Genomic DNA, 16,471 nt, shown 5'->3' with positions numbered 1-16,471 from the left:
TTGCCAAGTTGTAGTACTTTTTTCGAGGCTCTTTTGTCTTGTTCTTGTTTCAATTGACTATATTTTGGTAACTTTGTGTAAGATCAAGCAAAAAACTGATCCAAGAATGAATCAGTCTCTCTTTATATCTTCTTTAATTTTTCAATAGCTTTAATAGATAAACATGGCATCGCCAAAGCTAAAGAAACGGTATTTTTCATCGATAGCATGCTGATAGGCTTCGAGGACCAATTCACGGCCTGCAAAGGCAGAAACGAGCATAACCAGTGTTGATTTAGGCAAATGGAAATTCGTAGAAAAAGCATCCACAACCTTCCAGTCATAGCCTGGTTTGATAAAGATATTGGTCCAGCCAGAGTCTGCTTGGATTTGCCCATCAAACTTGCTTCCGATAGTTTCGAGCGTACGGATAGAGGTTGTCCCCACAGCAATGACACGACCACCATTTTCTTTGACCTGTCTCAAAGTCGCTGCAGCTTCCTCAGATAATTGATAAAACTCTGAGTGCATCTCATGCTCATCCAAATTATCTACTGAAACAGGTCTAAAGGTCCCAAGCCCAACGTGCAAGGTCAAGTAAACTAAGTGAACTCCTTTTTGCTGAATTTCTTCCAGTAATTCCTTGGTAAAATGGAGACCTGCAGTCGGGGCTGCTGCTGATCCACTCTCCTTGGCATAGACTGTCTGGTAACGTTCACGGTCGTCCAATTTTTCATGGATATAAGGAGGCAAGGGCATTTCTCCAAGACTTTCAAGTACTTCTAGGAAAATCCCTTCATATTCAAAACGGACAATACGGCCGCCATGGGTTAATTCCTCAGTAACGACTGCGCTTAGTCGACCATCACCAAAGACAACGCGGGCACCGACCTTGAGACGTTTAGCAGGTTTTGCCAAGACTTCCCATTCGTCTCCTGCTGTATTTTTCAAAAGCAAGAGTTCAACATGGCCCCCTGTTTCTTCCTTTTGACCATGAAGTCGGGCTGGCAAGACACGGGTATCATTCATCACCAGGGCATCACCTGGCTCTAGCATTTCAATAATGGAGTGAAAATGGCGATCTTGAAATTCCCCAGTCTGGCGATTAACCATCAAGAGTTTAGAGGCATCACGCTTTTCCAGAGGTGTTTGTGCAATCAACTCCTCTGGCAAGTGAAAATCAAAATCATTTGTATTCATTGTAGTCATAGTTCCTTTTCTTTTCTAATGTACTTACGATTAGCTATCAAAACGAACTTCTTCAAGTAGATACTCGATGAAGCGTTCACCCATCTTAGATAAGCTAGTTTTCTCATGCTGGATATAAACCAGTTCAATGGGATCGTCAATATCTAGTGGAATAGAAACAATATTGTCTCCATTAAGATTACTATTGAGGATACCAGTCGCGATGGTATAGCCGTCCAAACCAATCAAGAGATTGAACAAGGTCGCACGGTCACTAACAACGATGGATTTCTTGTGGTGTTCTTGTGACAAAATCTCTTCTGAAAAATAGAAGGAATTATGGGTTCCTTGGTCATAACTCAAGTATGGGAAGTCTTCTAGATCTGCCAGCTGCACCTTGTCTTTTTTGGCAAGCGGATTGGACTTGCTGACAAAGATATGGGGCTGTGCTGTAAAGAGATGATGGGCAACCAGATGGTTGTCATCCAACATCTTCGAAAGAACATCTCGGTTATAGCTATTTAAAAAGAGAACTCCCACTTCACTTCGGAAGTTCTTGACATCATCGATAATCTCCCAGGTTCTGGTTTCACGCAAAAAAAGCTCATACTTTTCCATATCGCTTTTCTTGAGCAAGGAAACAAAGGCATTGACCACAAAAGCATAGTGCTGCGAAGACACACTAAAAAGCTCGCGATGAGCGATTGGATTCTTATAGCGTTCTTCTAGAAGTTGCGTTTGCTCGACAACCTGACGGGCATAGGATAGAAACTCCATCCCATCACGTGTGAGGGTGATTCCCTTGGGATTTCGGATAAAAATCTCAATTCCCATCTCATTTTCTAGGTCACGAACTGCATTTGACAGACTAGGCTGCGTAATGAAAAGTTGCTTGGCTGCTTCATTCATCGAACCAGTCTCTACAATTTTGATAATATAGTGTAATTGTTGAATTCTCATGCTTTTATTGTACCATACTTGAGGCAATATAAAAAGAACCAGTCACTGAAAGCTCTGTGGCTAAGCTTAGATGAGTGCTTTCAAATGACTTTATCTAGCACTTTAAAAAGAGGTTGAAACAATTCCAACCTCCTTTAATCTTTATTATTATACAAGCTTTTTAATCGAAACTCAGCTTCCTCTTTCCCAGAAAATGGCTAGCAAAATCATAGCCCCGAGAACTGATGGGATAATGGCTGTACCGCTTAGACTTGGTCCCCAAGAACCAAAGATTAATTGTCCTAAAAAGGCACCAATCCAGCCAAGAAACATTTTCCCGAAGCAGCCCATGCGTTCGCCACGATTGGTGATAGCTCCTGCTAGTAGTCCGATTAAAAGCCCGACAAACATACTTCCAATCATAGTTTCTCCTTAAATTGCCCAATCTCCATTGCGGAAGAGTGGTACGCGTGTTCCATCCTCACGGATACCATCGATATCCATTTGGTTAGAACCAATCATAAAGTCAACGTGAACATCAGAACGATTAAGTCCTGCAGCTTCAAGCTCTTCTTCACTCATCTCTGCTCCACCAACAACGCTAGTTGCGTAAGCTGCACCAATAGCCAAGTGGTTAGAAGCATTTTCATCGAAAAGGGTGTTAAAGAAGGTAATCCCTGACTGAGAAATTGGACTTGGATCTGGTACCAAGGCACACTCACCCAAGGCACGCGCACCAGCATTCTTAAAGACAAGGTCCTTCATAACCTGGTCACCCTTTTCAGCTGTGATATCAACGATTTGACCATTTTCAAAGGTCACTTTGATACCTTCGATAATATTCCCATTGTAGCTAAGAGGTTTTGTAGAACTGACATAACCATCTGCGCGACGGAAGTCAGGAGCTGTAAAGACTTCTTCTGTTGGCATATTTGGCAAGAAACCTTCGCCTTGGGCATTGATTGCTCCGGCAGATTCCCAAACGTGGTTCTTAGGCAAGCCAAGTGTCAAGTCTGTTCCAGGAGCAGTGTAGTGAAGTGCTGAGAATTGCTCTTTATTCAGCATTTCCGCCTTGCTCTTGAGGATAGCAGCATGTTTTTCCCAAGCCTTAACTGGATCTTCTTCGTAGATACGGCAAGTTTTGAAGATTTGGTCCCAAAGGAGATCGACTGCTTCTTCGTCGCTTGCAGCATTCGGAAAGACTTTCTTAGCCCACTCTAGTCCAGCAGCTGCTGCTACAGTCCAGCTAACCTTGTTAGATTGAGTTGCGATACGCATTGGCTTCATTGCAATTCCCATAGCTTTAGCAGAAGCTGAGAGCTTTTCAGCATCCACTCCGTTCAAGGCACCTGGATCAGAAGAACGAACACCGAGACGACTTGCTTTGTTTTCAAGAAGGTAGTTCATCTCAGCGATCTTGTATTCTGGTACATTGTCCAAACGCTCCATCGGCGCGTGGAGGAATTTCTCACGGTTTACAAAGTCATCTGCCCATTGGACGATAACTTCGTGCGCTCCAAGTGCATAGGCTTCTTTGACGATTAAGTGAGCCAACTCACGTTGCTCCACATCGATTGAGAGAGCCAAGGTATGACCAGGTTGCACATTAATTCCGTTCGCAACCAACAATTTCGCATATTTTTCTAGATTTTCTTTAAAATTTGGTAAAACCATGTTGTTTCTCTTTTCTATTTTATTTTTCTTTTTCTTTCAAAGCAGAAAATAATCCTGCCAAAGCAATAGCACCTGACAAGAGTGCTGTCGATAGAAGAATTGTCTGATCAGCAAGTTCAAATTGGTACTCAAACACCTTCTCAGCTGGCTTGTCTTCCGCGAAAATTCTTAGTTTCATGAAATATCCTTTCTTATTCTTCATGCTCTCCTAGGTAGAGGCGTCGTGCCTCTGGACTATTTGTGAGGATATCTATATAGGTTTCATAGTCATCAGGTAGAGGCTTTCCTAAAGAGATATCTTGTTCTGGATTTATATTTTTCCCATAAAGAAAGCAAAGATAGAGACGTTCGTTGAGTGTTGGAAATACTTCAATAGACATAAGTTCAGCCTGACCTACCCGATCCCAATCCTGTTCTTTGATATCTGGTATGATATAGGATTGGAAGAGCCCCATAAGTGGATTATCTTCTGGTAGTCCACTGTCTTTATCCGCCAGAACCAAAGAACAACGTCTACCAAAACCAGCAAGTTGGCGCTCCCTTCCCTTTACCGAAACAGTAATAGGATGCCCTCCAATATGGCTATAAATCCATTCTTTAGGCAGTGCATAATCTAACAATGGGTTAACTTCTTTGACAATCGTTACAGGACTACAGCGTAGAAACTGGCGAGTAACAGCCTTACAAAAGAGGATATCCTCCTCTTTCAAGGTCACTCCCTTCCAATTATTTTCCTCGTTAAAATGGTTGAAAAATACCAGATAGAGATCACGCACCATTTGTGCTAATACGTAAACGCCATTTCGTAAACATATAGAAATAACTTTCCCTGGTTTCCAGGGTGTTGCTCTTTTTTTCTTTTCCATCATGATACAACCTCAAACCTACACAAGACATTTCAAACTATTAAAACAAATCATCAAACAAGCTCAACTGATTATCCTCTGGCATATTACCGAGAATTCCCATTTCATCCATCTTTTCAACCAAGGTTGAGGAGAGTCCACCACGCTTGCGGAGTTCAGTTTTAGAGAGGAATTCTCCCTCTTGACGGGCACGAACCAATTGCTTGGCAACGTTCTCGCCTAGCCCATCCATAGCGACAAATGGTGGGATGAGGGTGTCTCCATCGATGATAAATTCAGTTGCATCACTGCGATAGAGGTCCAATTTGCCGAACTTAAAGCCACGTTCCCACATCTCATTGACGATTTCAAGTGTTGTGTAGAGGTCAATTTCTACGTTGGAAGCTTCATTGTTCTTGCGTTTTTCAGCGATTTCTTCCATTCTTCGCTTGATAGCATCCAAGCCCGCTCCCATGGTCTTGATATCAAAGGCCTTGGCACGGATTGAGAAGTAAGCACAGTAATAATAAATCGGATGGTGAACCTTGAAGTAGGCCACGCGAAGGGCCATCATAACGTAGGCTGCCGCATGGGCTTTAGGGAACATGTACTTGATTTTTCCACAAGATTCGATATACCACTCAGGCACATTATTGGCCTTCATGGCTTCGATATAACCATTGCGCTCTTCTTCAGAAATTTTGAGCCACAAGCCCTTACGCACTCGCTCCATGATGGTAAAGGCCATCTTCGGATCTAGACCAGCGTGCATGAGGTAAACCATGATGTCATCCCGACATCCGATAACGGTTGATAGGTCGGCAATTCCAGTCTTAATCAAGTCTTGGGCATTTCCCAACCATACATCGGTACCGTGAGACAGACCAGAAAGCTGAAGTAACTCTGCAAAAGTCGTCGGATGGGTTTCATCCACCATGCCTCGAACAAAGTTAGTTCCAAACTCTGGAATTCCAAGCATACCAGTTGAAGTCCCGATTTGTTCAGGTGTCACTCCAAGGATATCTGTACCTGAAAAGAGGGCCATGACACCAGGATCATCCATTGGGATATCATTTGGATCAATGCCTGACAAGTCTTGGAGCTTGCGAATCATGGTCGGATCATCATGTCCTAGAACATCGAGCTTGAGGACGTTCTCATCGATATCGTGGAAGTTAAAGTGAGTCGTTTGCCATTCAGCAGTGACATCATCGGCAGGATACTGCACTGGAGTAAAGTCATAGACATCCATATAGTTAGGAATAACAACGATTCCCCCTGGGTGCTGACCGGTCGTCCGTTTGACACCGGCAGCTCCTTGGGCTAGGCGTTCTACTTCAGCCTCACGGTAGAACTTGCCATAGTCACGCTCGTAACCCTTAACAAATCCATAGGCGGTCTTAGCAGCCACCGTTCCAACCGTTCCTGCACGGAAGGCATATTCTTCCCCAAAGATATCACGAACATCCAAGTGGGCGCTCGGTTGATCCTCACCAGAGAAGTTCAAGTCAATATCGGGTACCTTATCTCCATCAAAACCAAGGAAGGTCTCGAAAGGAATATCCTGGCCATTCTTGCTGAGTTTGTGACCACAGTTTGGACAGTCTTTATTGGGCATATCAAACCCTGAACCGTAAGAACCATCTGTGATAAACTCACTGTACTGACACTGACCACAGACATAATGAGGAGAAAGAGGATTAACCTCGGTGATCCCAATCATAGTCGCAACAAAACTGGATCCAACAGACCCACGTGAACCAACCAAGTAGCCTCGTTCGTTGGAACGCTGCACTAGCATCTGCGAAGCTAGATAAATCACGGCGAATCCATTCCCCAAGATAGAGGTTAGTTCTTTTTCAATTCGTAAATCAACGATATCTGGCAGTGGATTTCCATAGATTTCAAAAGCTTTTTTATAGGTTAACTCGGCGACCGTTTCCTCAGCCTTGTCAATGAAAGGTGTATACAAATCACCTTTAACGACCTCAACAGGCTCAAAGATCTCTGCCAAGGCATTGGTATTTTCAATGACAATCTTGCGAGCCAAGTCTTCCCCTAGAAAGGCAAATTCATCCAACATTTCATTAGTTGTTCTAAAGTGTGCCTTTGGTAGCGGAGCAGGCTGGGCAGCTTCTCCATGGCCGATCGTTCGGTTAAGCATGGCACCCTGACCGAGACTGCGGACGATGATTTCTCGATAAATCTCATCCTCAGGTTCGATATAGTGGACGTTTCCTGTCGCAAGAACTGGCTTACCGAGACGGTCTCCGACCTCAATCAAGCTCTTGATAATGGTCTGAAGTTCCTCCATATCCTTGACCTGCTCTTTGGCAATCAGAGGCGCATAGATAGCTGGAGGCATGACCTCGATAAAATCATAGTATTTGGCTACTTCTACTGCCGCATCTACACCTTGTGATACGACTGCATCAAAGACTTCCCCTTCCGTACAGGCTGAACCTAAGATCAAACCTTCTCGATGGGCATCTAGTACCGTACGTGGAATCCGTGGAACTCCTTCAAAATACTGGGTATTAGAGAGGGAAACCAGCTTAAAGATATTTTTCAAGCCCACTTGATTTTTCACATAGATGGTCGCATGCTTGACACGAGCTTTCTTATAAGAATCCGGACTGATTAAATCAAGGTTTAATCGTGCCAAGTTAGTAACGCCGTGTTTTTCTGCAACTTCTTTGATAAAGATAAAGAGCAGACGGCCAGTTGCTTCCGCATCATAGTTGGCCATATGGTGGTGTTCTAAAGCTACACCAAAACGTTTGGTCAAGGGTCCCAAACCATGTCGTTTGTACTCTGGATAGAGATTTCTAGCGAACTCTAACGTATCAATAACAGGTTGAGTAATTTTTGGAAGACCGTGACGCTCATAGTTGGCATTCATAAAACCAACGTCAAAGCTTGCATTATGGGCTACAAGAACGGTATCTTTACAGAATTCTTGGAATTCTTTCAGAACTTGAATCAAGGGTTTAGCATTTTTTACATGATCATCAGTAATCCCTGTCAATTCGGTTGTAAAAGCTGACAAAGGATGCCCTGGATTGATAAATTCATCAAATTCAGCAATGATATTGCCCTTATACATCTTGGAAGCCGCCACCTGAATTAAGTCATTATAGATAGCCGATAGACCTGTTGTTTCTACGTCAAAGACTACATAGGTTGCTTCAGACAAATCCATCTCAACTTCGTTATAGGCGATAGGTACACGGTCTTCAACGATATTGGCTTCCATCCCATAGATCAGCTGGATACCAGCTTTCTTTGCGGCCTTATAGCCGTGAGGGAAGGATTGAACATTACCATGATCTGTAATAGCAACCGCCTTGTGTCCCCATTTGGCAGCTGTCGCAACAATTTCTTCTACCTCAGGCAAAGCATCCATAGTCGACATATTGGTATGGGCATGAAACTCAACACGACGCTCACCCTCTGGCATCAAGTCCTTACGCTCATAGTGGACTACTTCCTGGACATCTTGCACATTCATGGTCAAATCTCGTGTGAAATTATTGACCTCGACATTTCCTCGAACACGGAGCCAAGAATTTTTCTTGATCATGTCAAACTTCTGAGCTTCTTCTTCATTTTTGACCCATTTTTGCATAGAGAAGCTAGAAGTATAGTCAGTCATCTTGAAGTTAATCAAGACACGACCCGTTCTAGTCACCTTATGCTCAACATCAAAGACGACTCCTTCAAAAACCAGACGATTTTCTTCGGTATTGACCTCGATCATTGGAGTAATCTCCGCCTTGTCAAGTTTAGGTTTTGCTGCTGCCTTCTTGGATTGAAAATCAAAGACAGGTTTGTCCTCAACTGGAGGAGGCGGTGCCATCTGTTCTAACTGTTCCATGGCTCGAAGTGTCTCGTCATTAGCAGCCTGAACAATCATTTGATTTTCAGAATGGAAAGCTTCCTGTTCTTCCCTTGTCAGCTCTTCATTTTTTTCTAAAATACAAGAAAGTTTAGGAAAACCAAAGAGCTCTAATTGTTTACTAAGATTCGGGAGATGATTTTTCCTAAAATGCTCTGTATTTGCGGCTTCAGAGGCTTCAATAATCAACTGATCATTTTCAAAGCGAACCTGAAAATTCTGATAAATAGAACGAAAACCTTGACTAGCACAAGGACCTTCCGAAAAAGCCTCTCGATAGTAGGCTTGTAAAAGTTCTCTAGAAAATTCCTGATTTCTCGTTTTTATCTCAAAACTAGCCTGATTTCCTGTTTTTGAGAATTCTTCTTTCAAGCCCCTTTTCAACTCTAGAAAAAGTTCAAAAGGCAAAATATTTTCAAAAACAAAACGAAACTCCCAAACTTTGCTTCGTTTATGAACAATAACTTGTTCTATTTCAGCCTGAGAGAAGGCCTCATGATTTCTCATTTCAGCGGGTATTCCCAACTGATTCATTAAAATTTCAAAAGTGGTTGACATCCATTTTCCTCACAATATACTCCTTCTATTTTACCATATTTGAGGTACTTTTTCCTATTTCTACCAAACAGAAAAAGAAGCCACAAAGTGACTTCTTTTCTAGTGACGACAAATTAGTCTTCACCTTTGTTTTTCTTAATGATTTCTTCTTGTACTGACTTAGGTACATCTTCGTAGTGATCGAATACCATCATGAAAGTACCACGTCCTTGAGATGCAGAACGAAGAACTGTTGCGTAACCGAACATTTCAGCAAGTGGAACGTAAGCACGAACGATTTGGCTGTTACCGTGTGCTTCCATACCATCTACACGTCCACGACGAGCAGTTACGTGACCCATAACATCACCAAGGTTTTCTTCTGGAACAGTGATTGTTACAAGCATCATTGGCTCAAGGATAGCTGGTTGTGCAGTCTTAGCAGCTTCTTTAAGGGCAAGTGAAGCCGCGATCTTGAAGGCAGTTTCAGATGAGTCGACATCGTGGTATGAACCATCGTAAAGTTTAGCTTTAACGTCAACCATTGGGTAACCAGCAAGAACACCGTTAGCCATAGATTCTACCAAACCTTTTTCAACCGCTGGGATAAATTCACGAGGAACCACACCACCGACGATTGCGTTTTCGAATTCGAATCCTTTTCCTTCTTCGTTTGGAGTAAATTCAATCCATACATCACCGAACTGACCTTTACCACCAGACTGACGTTTGAAGAATCCACGTGCTTGAGTAGAAGCGCGGAATGTTTCACGGTAAGATACTTGAGGAGCACCTACGTTCGCTTCAACTTTGAACTCACGACGCATACGGTCAACAAGGACGTCAAGGTGAAGCTCACCCATACCAGAGATAACTGTTTCACCAGTCTCAACGTTTGTTTCAACGCGGAATGTTGGATCTTCTTCAGCCAATTTTTGAAGGGCAATACCCATCTTGTCTTGGTCTGCTTTAGATTTAGGCTCAACCATCAATTGGATAACTGGTTCTGGAACGTTGATTGACTCAAGGATGATTTTAGCTTTTTCATCTGTCAATGAGTCACCAGTTGTAGTGTCTTTCAAACCAACGGCAGCAGCGATATCACCTGAGTAAACAGTGTCGATTTCTTGACGGCTGTTAGCGTGCATTTGAAGGATACGTCCGATACGTTCACGTTTACCTTTAGAAGTGTTCAATACGTAAGAACCTGATTGAAGAACACCTGAGTAAACACGGAAGAATGTCAAACGACCTACGAATGGGTCAGTCATGATCTTGAAGGCAAGAGCTGCAAATGGCTCTTCATCAGATGCAGGACGAGTTTCTTCTTCATCTGTATCTGGATTGATACCTTTGATCGCTGGGATGTCAAGTGGGCTTGGAAGGTAGTCGATAACCGCATCAAGCATCAATTGAACACCTTTGTTCTTGAAGGCAGAACCACACAATACTGGGAAGAATTCAACGTTGATAGTCGCTTTACGGATACCAGCTTTCAATTCTTCGTTAGTGATTTCTTCACCTTCGAGGTATTTCATCATCAATTCTTCGTCAGTTTCAGCAACTGCTTCGATCAATTTTTCACGGTACTCTTGAGCTTGCTCAAGGTATTCAGCTGGAATATCTTCTTCAAGGATATCTGTACCAAGGTCGTTAGTATAGATTTCAGCTTTCATCTTGATCAAGTCGATGATCCCACGGAAGTCATCTTCAGCACCGATTGGCAATTGAATTGGGTGTGCATTTGCTTGAAGACGATCGTGAAGTGTGCTTACTGAGTAAAGGAAGTCAGCACCGATTTTGTCCATTTTGTTGGCAAATACGATACGTGGAACTCCGTACTCAGTTGCTTGACGCCAAACTGTTTCAGTTTGAGGCTCAACACCTGATTGTGAGTCAAGAACTGTAACCGCACCGTCCAATACACGAAGAGAACGTTGTACTTCGATAGTGAAGTCCACGTGTCCTGGTGTGTCGATGATGTTTACGCGGTGGTTGTTCCATTGAGCTGTTGTCGCAGCAGATGTGATAGTGATACCACGTTCTTGCTCTTGCTCCATCCAGTCCATTTGTGACGCACCTTCGTGAGTTTCACCGATTTTGTGGATTTTACCAGTGTAGTAAAGGATACGCTCAGTTGTAGTTGTTTTACCAGCATCGACGTGAGCCATGATACCGATATTACGAGTTTTTTCAAGTGAAAATTCGCGTGCCATGAGGTTTGTTTCTCCTATATTTTTTATTTCTATTCTATTATAACATGATTTAATAAAAACGGATAGGCAGGACCTACCCGTTCTCAATGTTTTCATGTTATTGTTGGTTTCAACTTGCGAGATGTTAAGTTGAAGTGAACTTAAGAGCGGACCGAGCTCAATTGAACCCGAGCGAGGCCCGGTGCAAAAAAGATAAACTGCTTTGTGTTCACGGAACACTGCATCAGTTTCCTATTTTTGCCTTGGGCCTTTACCGCTTTTGGTATCATAATCTAGTTGAGCTCAAGCTAAAAGTCTGGAGAAAAAGATGAATCTCATTGGTTGCAATCGCAACCTGCTTCGATTCCCTATTTTCTCTGGGACTTTCTTAACGCTTTCGCATCCTATATTACCAACGGAAGTGTGCGAAGGCACGGTTAGCTTCAGCCATACGGTGAGTGTCTTCACGTTTCTTAACTGCTGCACCAGTGTTGTTAGCAGCATCCAAGATTTCTTTTGCAAGACGGTCTTGCATTGTGTGTTCACCACGAAGGCGAGCGATTGTTACCAACCAACGAAGTCCAAGTGTTGTACGACGTTCTGGACGAACTTCAACTGGGACTTGGTAGTTAGAACCACCAACACGACGTGCACGTACTTCAAGTACAGGCATGATGTTTTCCATAGCTGTTTCAAATACTTCAAGTGCATCGTTACCAGTAACTTCTTTGATTTGTTCAAAAGCACCGTAAACGATTGAAGCAGCTGTACCACGTTTACCGTCAAGCATAACGCGGTTGATAAGACGAGTAACTAATTGTGAATTGTAAAGCGGATCTGGCAATACGTCACGTTTTGGAGCTCTATTTTTACGACTCATTTCTCTTTATCCCCTTTCCTTATGCTTTTTTCGGACGTTTAGTACCGTATTTAGAACGGCCTTGTTTACGATCGTTAACACCTGCAGTATCAAGTGCACCACGGACGATATGGTAACGTACCCCTGGAAGGTCTTTTACACGTCCACCGCGAAGAAGCACCACACTGTGCTCTTGCAAGTTGTGTCCGATACCTGGGATGTAGGCAGTAACTTCGATAAGGTTGCTCAAACGTACACGAGCAAATTTACGAAGGGCAGAGTTAGGTTTTTTAGGTGTCATTGTTCCAACACGAGTTGCAACACCACGTTTTTGTGGTGAAGAAACGTTTGTTTGAACTTTTTTATGACTGTTGTAACCAACGTTCAAAGCTGGTGATTTAGATTTTTCTACTTTTGATTTACGCGGTTTGCGAACCAATTGGTTAATTGTAGGCATCTACATTCTCCTGTGTTTTTTTATTTTTGGTGATGACACACTTGGTGACAGCTATCATCTGTGTGTACTTTTGCAACATTTGTCAGCACGTCCCTGTACACTCTTGAGAGACCAAAAGTAAAAAGTACCGTCTATTATTGTACCACGTTTTTTCTATTTTTGTCAATATATTTCTACTTATTTTTTGACTTCTTTACTCTAAAAATTCTATGAAAACGGTCACCTGCCAGATAGACTCTTCAACCGACCACATAGACAAACCTTCTTGTATTTGCCGACAAAATGGTGTTTAATAGATTTGTAAGTAAGAGATCTCTATTACAACTTTTACAAAGGAGAAAATATGAAAGTTAGACTTGACATTGATCAACAATACGCCGAAGAACAAATCATCATAGAAGCACCATCTTTGTCCCCTAGAGTTCAAAAAGTTCAAGACTTTGTTCAATCACTGGATCAAAACGAAACTCTTAAAGGAAAATTCCAAGACCAGGTCTACTTGATTCAGATTAGTAAGATTCAACGAATCTATATTGAAAATCGAAAGGTCTTAGCCGAGACTGATCAGCAGACATATGCTCTTGATATCCGTCTCTACCAAGCAGTTGACATTTTGCCTGCTTCCTTTATCCAGATTTCCCAATCTGAAATTGTCAACATTGATGCTATCAACCATCTAAAACTAACTTCTAACGGCTTGATTGAAATCTATCTAAAAAACGAAAGTTTTACCTACTCATCTCGCCGTTACCTCAAAACCATAAAGGAGAAATTAGAACTATGAAAAAACAAATTTTCCACGATGCCACAACTGGTATCCTCATCGGCCTCATCCTATCCATTATCTTTTCTTTTATCTATTCACCAAGCAACTACGCGCCACTTAGTCCAGAGTCAGCTATTGGTCAATTCATGACCAGTCATCAGATTCACGGTGCTCTAGTTTTACTCTACTGTGCACTCATCTGGGCAGCTATCGGAGTCCTCTTTAGTTTTGGTAGCCGTCTCTTTGCCAAAGACTGGAGCCTTCTTCGTGCGACTGTCACTCACTTCTTCCTCATGCTATTAGGTTTTGTTCCTCTAGCAATTCTGGCAGGTTGGTTTCCACTTCGCTGGACTTTCATCCTTCAACTCATCCCAGAGTTTGCCATCGTCTATCTCATCATCTGGGCGATTCTCTATAAAAGAGAATCAAAGAAGGTTGCCCACATCAACCAACTATTAGCTCAGAAAAAATAATATAAAAGAATCCCACTCCGTTTCGTGAGTGGGTTTTTGACTTATAATTTTTGCTTCCATTCTAACAAGAGGTTCATGGCTTGCATCGGTGTCATATTGTAAACATCTACTTCTGCCAACTCTGCTAGGATAGGATTTTCTTCCGCCGAGTCAAATAGGGAAATTTGTTCAGAAACTGCATGTGTTTGTTTCATTGGAGCAGGACTTTCCTGACCTTGACTCTCTAATTGCATTAATATTGCATCTGCCCTTACTAGCAAATCTGTCGGTAACCCTGCAATCTTAGCTACGTGAATACCGTATGATTTGTCTGCTGGTCCTGCTTCGATCTTGTGAAGGAAGGTAACCTGACCATTTTGCTCCAGCGTAGCCACGTGGACATTAACCAGATGTCCCAGACTAGTCTCCAAACTAGTCAATTCATGGTAGTGGGTCGCAAAGAGAGTCTTGGCTCCAATATACTCATGAATATACTCGATAATTGCCTGGGCCAAGGCCATGCCATCATAGGTTGCCGTTCCACGTCCCAACTCATCAAAGAGAATCAGGGATTTTTCAGTAGCATGTGCAATGGCATTATTGGCTTCCATCATCTCGACCATAAAGGTTGACTGACCGGAAACCAAGTCATCTGCTGCCCCGATACGGGTAAAAATCGCATCAAAAATAGGCAAGTGAGCACTTTCTGCCGGAACATAAGATCCTATCTGAGCCATGACTGCTGTCATAGCTAGCTGACGCATATAGGTTGACTTCCCGCTCATGTTAGGTCCTGTAATCAGTTGGATGCTAGTATCTTCATCCATTTGGATGCTGTTGGGAATATAGGTTTGGGCTCCCATGACCTTCTCAACGACAGCATGACGACCTTTTTGAATGTCAATTTGCGAGTCCTGACCAAACTCTGGACGAAGCAGGTGTTGATTTTCTGCTACCACTGCCAAGCCTTGTAAGACATCGACAGTAGCGATTCCTTGGGCTAGGGCTTGCAGGCGTTGGATATACTTGCCAACCTCCTCACGGATCCGCATAAAAATTTCGTACTCTAAGTTTGCTGATTTCTCACGCGCCTCTAACATTTCTCCCTCGATACGAGCCAACTCCTCTGTCCCAAAACGTTCCGAGTTTTTTAGCGTAGCCTTACGGAAAAAGTAGGCTGGTACGTTACCAAGCTGCGAATTGGTCACATGGAAATAGTAGCCGTCTTTTTTATTGTAGTCAATCTTGAGCGTACTGATGCCAGAGTTTTCTCTCTCCTTGGCTTCAATCTCAGCTATCCAGCTGGTTCCTTCTCTCAGCACACGACGGTATTTATCCAAGGTCTCATCAAAGCCCGTCCGAATAATCCCACCCTCCGTAATCACATGAGGAGCCTCAGGGGCAATGGCTGCGCTTATGAGATTTTCCAACTCAGGGATAGCATCTAGTTGTTCAATGAGATAAGTTAGAGCTGGTTGCTCCATCCCTTCTAAAATTGCTCGAATTCGTGGGACACTGCCCAAGGTAGTCGCTAATTGCAAGAGGTCCTTGGGATTGCTTTTTCCAAAAGATACTCGACTAGCCAGACGCTCGATATCGTAGACTCCCTTTAGGCTTTCCGTCAAATCACTGCGCTCAAAGAAATAATCTAAAAAGACCTGCACAACTTCCTGACGTTCAAGGATACGGTCCTTGTCAATCAAGGGACGGTGGATCCAAGAGCGTAGGAGACGCATCCCCATAGCAGTCTTAGTTTCATCTAGCAACCAGAAAAGACTACCTTGTTTCTTACCTGAGCGAGCATTTTCAACTAGATCCAGACTGGCCTTGGTCGCATAATCCATCTGCAAGAAATCCTTGATTTCATAGCGAACAACTGGCTTTAAGTGGTTGAGTTCTCTCAGCTGAGTCCGATGGACATACTGGAGAAGCTTACTGCTGGCAGCTTGTTCAACAGGTGCCAAGCGTGGATTTAGTAGATGTACATCTTCAAATGAATCTTGCTCATAGGAAAGTACCAAGTTCATTTGACGGCCGAGAATCTGTTCTTCCTCTTCGCTTAAGGCATAGCCGATGACGACTTCCCTGGCCTTAAGATTTCGGATTTCACCACAGACCAGGGTAAAATCCAATAAGCCTGTCACATAGAAATCACCCGTCACCAGATCCATGTATGCCAAACCAAATTGTTGACTGTCACGGTCGATAGCCACCAAAAAGTTGTTTTGACTATCTGGTTTACTACTATCGACGACTGTACCAGGGGTAATCACCTGTACAACCTCTCGCTTAACAACCCCTACTGCCTGCTTAGGATCCTCCATCTGCTCAGCAATGGCAACCTTGTAGCCACGCTCCACTAGGACATCAATATACTGTTGTGCTGAGTGATAAGGAACTCCAGCCATGGGAATAGGATTGTCAGCATTCTTATTGCGACTGGTTAATGAAATTTCTAGTATCTGGGCAGCATTGACTGCATCTTCGTAAAATAACTCATAAAAATCACCCATACGAAAGAGCAAAAAAGCATCTGGATATTGTTTTTTTATATCCACATACTGTTGCATGCCAGGTGATAATTTTTCTGTCATCATCCATTCTCTCCTTGTTAAAAATAGAGAGTGGGACAGAAATCGGTAATTCGTTAGAATTCGATTTCGTCGTCCCACCTCCGCACAG

13 protein-coding genes are annotated in these 16,471 nt (G+C 43.0%); 2 read left to right on the top strand and 11 right to left on the bottom strand.

Annotation, left to right across the window (positions count from 1 at the left end):
- Positions 1-150 precede the first annotated feature (150 nt).
- From queA to rpsL, 10 genes are all read right to left on the bottom strand, one after another.
- Positions 151-1,179, bottom strand: a complete 1,029-nt coding sequence (gene queA / locus ADF68_RS01850) for a tRNA preQ1(34) S-adenosylmethionine ribosyltransferase-isomerase QueA (RefSeq protein WP_049548401.1) — start codon at positions 1,177-1,179, stop codon at positions 151-153.
- A gap of 39 nt (positions 1,180-1,218) precedes the next feature.
- Positions 1,219-2,127 carry a LysR family transcriptional regulator gene (locus ADF68_RS01845; RefSeq protein ID WP_049548400.1) on the bottom strand — a complete coding sequence of 303 codons (909 nt, stop codon included), beginning with the start codon at positions 2,125-2,127 and terminating at the stop codon, positions 1,219-1,221.
- A gap of 171 nt (positions 2,128-2,298) precedes the next feature.
- Positions 2,299-2,529 carry a GlsB/YeaQ/YmgE family stress response membrane protein gene (locus ADF68_RS01840; protein WP_049504434.1) on the bottom strand — a complete coding sequence of 77 codons (231 nt, stop codon included), beginning with the start codon at positions 2,527-2,529 and terminating at the stop codon, positions 2,299-2,301.
- 9 nt (positions 2,530-2,538) lie between these two features.
- Positions 2,539-3,780, bottom strand: a complete 1,242-nt coding sequence (locus ADF68_RS01835) for an aminopeptidase (protein ID WP_049548399.1) — start codon at positions 3,778-3,780, stop codon at positions 2,539-2,541.
- A gap of 19 nt (positions 3,781-3,799) precedes the next feature.
- Entirely contained in the window at positions 3,800-3,958 is a 159-nt protein-coding gene (locus ADF68_RS11160; protein ID WP_049548402.1) for a hypothetical protein, read from the bottom strand.
- A gap of 13 nt (positions 3,959-3,971) precedes the next feature.
- Positions 3,972-4,649 carry a hypothetical protein gene (locus ADF68_RS01825; RefSeq protein WP_049548398.1) on the bottom strand — a complete coding sequence of 226 codons (678 nt, stop codon included), beginning with the start codon at positions 4,647-4,649 and terminating at the stop codon, positions 3,972-3,974.
- A gap of 37 nt (positions 4,650-4,686) precedes the next feature.
- A complete protein-coding gene (locus tag ADF68_RS01820; protein WP_049548397.1) occupies positions 4,687-9,081 on the bottom strand; it encodes a PolC-type DNA polymerase III in 4,395 nt (1,464 codons plus the stop codon).
- A 113-nt stretch (positions 9,082-9,194) separates the two neighbouring features.
- Entirely contained in the window at positions 9,195-11,276 is a 2,082-nt protein-coding gene (fusA, locus tag ADF68_RS01815; RefSeq protein WP_049548396.1) for an elongation factor G, read from the bottom strand.
- Positions 11,277-11,664: 388 nt separating this feature from the next.
- Positions 11,665-12,135: a 30S ribosomal protein S7 gene (gene rpsG, locus ADF68_RS01810; RefSeq protein ID WP_000087876.1), complete on the bottom strand. Its 471-nt coding sequence runs from the start codon at positions 12,133-12,135 to the stop codon at positions 11,665-11,667.
- Between the two features lie 19 nt (positions 12,136-12,154).
- A complete protein-coding gene (gene rpsL / locus ADF68_RS01805; protein ID WP_001142333.1) occupies positions 12,155-12,571 on the bottom strand; it encodes a 30S ribosomal protein S12 in 417 nt (138 codons plus the stop codon).
- A gap of 343 nt (positions 12,572-12,914) precedes the next feature.
- On the opposite strand from rpsL, the gene ADF68_RS01800 reads away from it, so the two are divergent.
- Positions 12,915-13,355 carry a LytTR family DNA-binding domain-containing protein gene (locus ADF68_RS01800; RefSeq protein ID WP_049548395.1) on the top strand — a complete coding sequence of 147 codons (441 nt, stop codon included), beginning with the start codon at positions 12,915-12,917 and terminating at the stop codon, positions 13,353-13,355.
- Entirely contained in the window at positions 13,352-13,810 is a 459-nt protein-coding gene (locus ADF68_RS01795; protein ID WP_049548394.1) for a DUF3021 domain-containing protein, read from the top strand. Before ADF68_RS01800 ends, ADF68_RS01795 begins: the two co-directional genes overlap by 4 nt.
- A 41-nt stretch (positions 13,811-13,851) precedes the next feature.
- Here the strand turns inward: ADF68_RS01795 and mutS are convergent, their stop codons facing one another.
- The gene (gene mutS, locus ADF68_RS01790) at positions 13,852-16,386 is read right to left on the bottom strand and encodes a DNA mismatch repair protein MutS (RefSeq protein ID WP_049548393.1); all 2,535 of its coding nucleotides are present in this window, start codon (positions 16,384-16,386) and stop codon (positions 13,852-13,854) included.
- Positions 16,387-16,471: the final 85 nt, after the last annotated feature.

This window comes from Streptococcus pseudopneumoniae (assembly GCF_001068775.1).
Classification (GTDB): Bacteria; Bacillota; Bacilli; order Lactobacillales; family Streptococcaceae; genus Streptococcus; species Streptococcus pseudopneumoniae_N.
The sequence above is the reverse complement of the archived record's forward strand: the minus strand, read 5'-3'. Positions and strand labels throughout refer to the sequence as shown.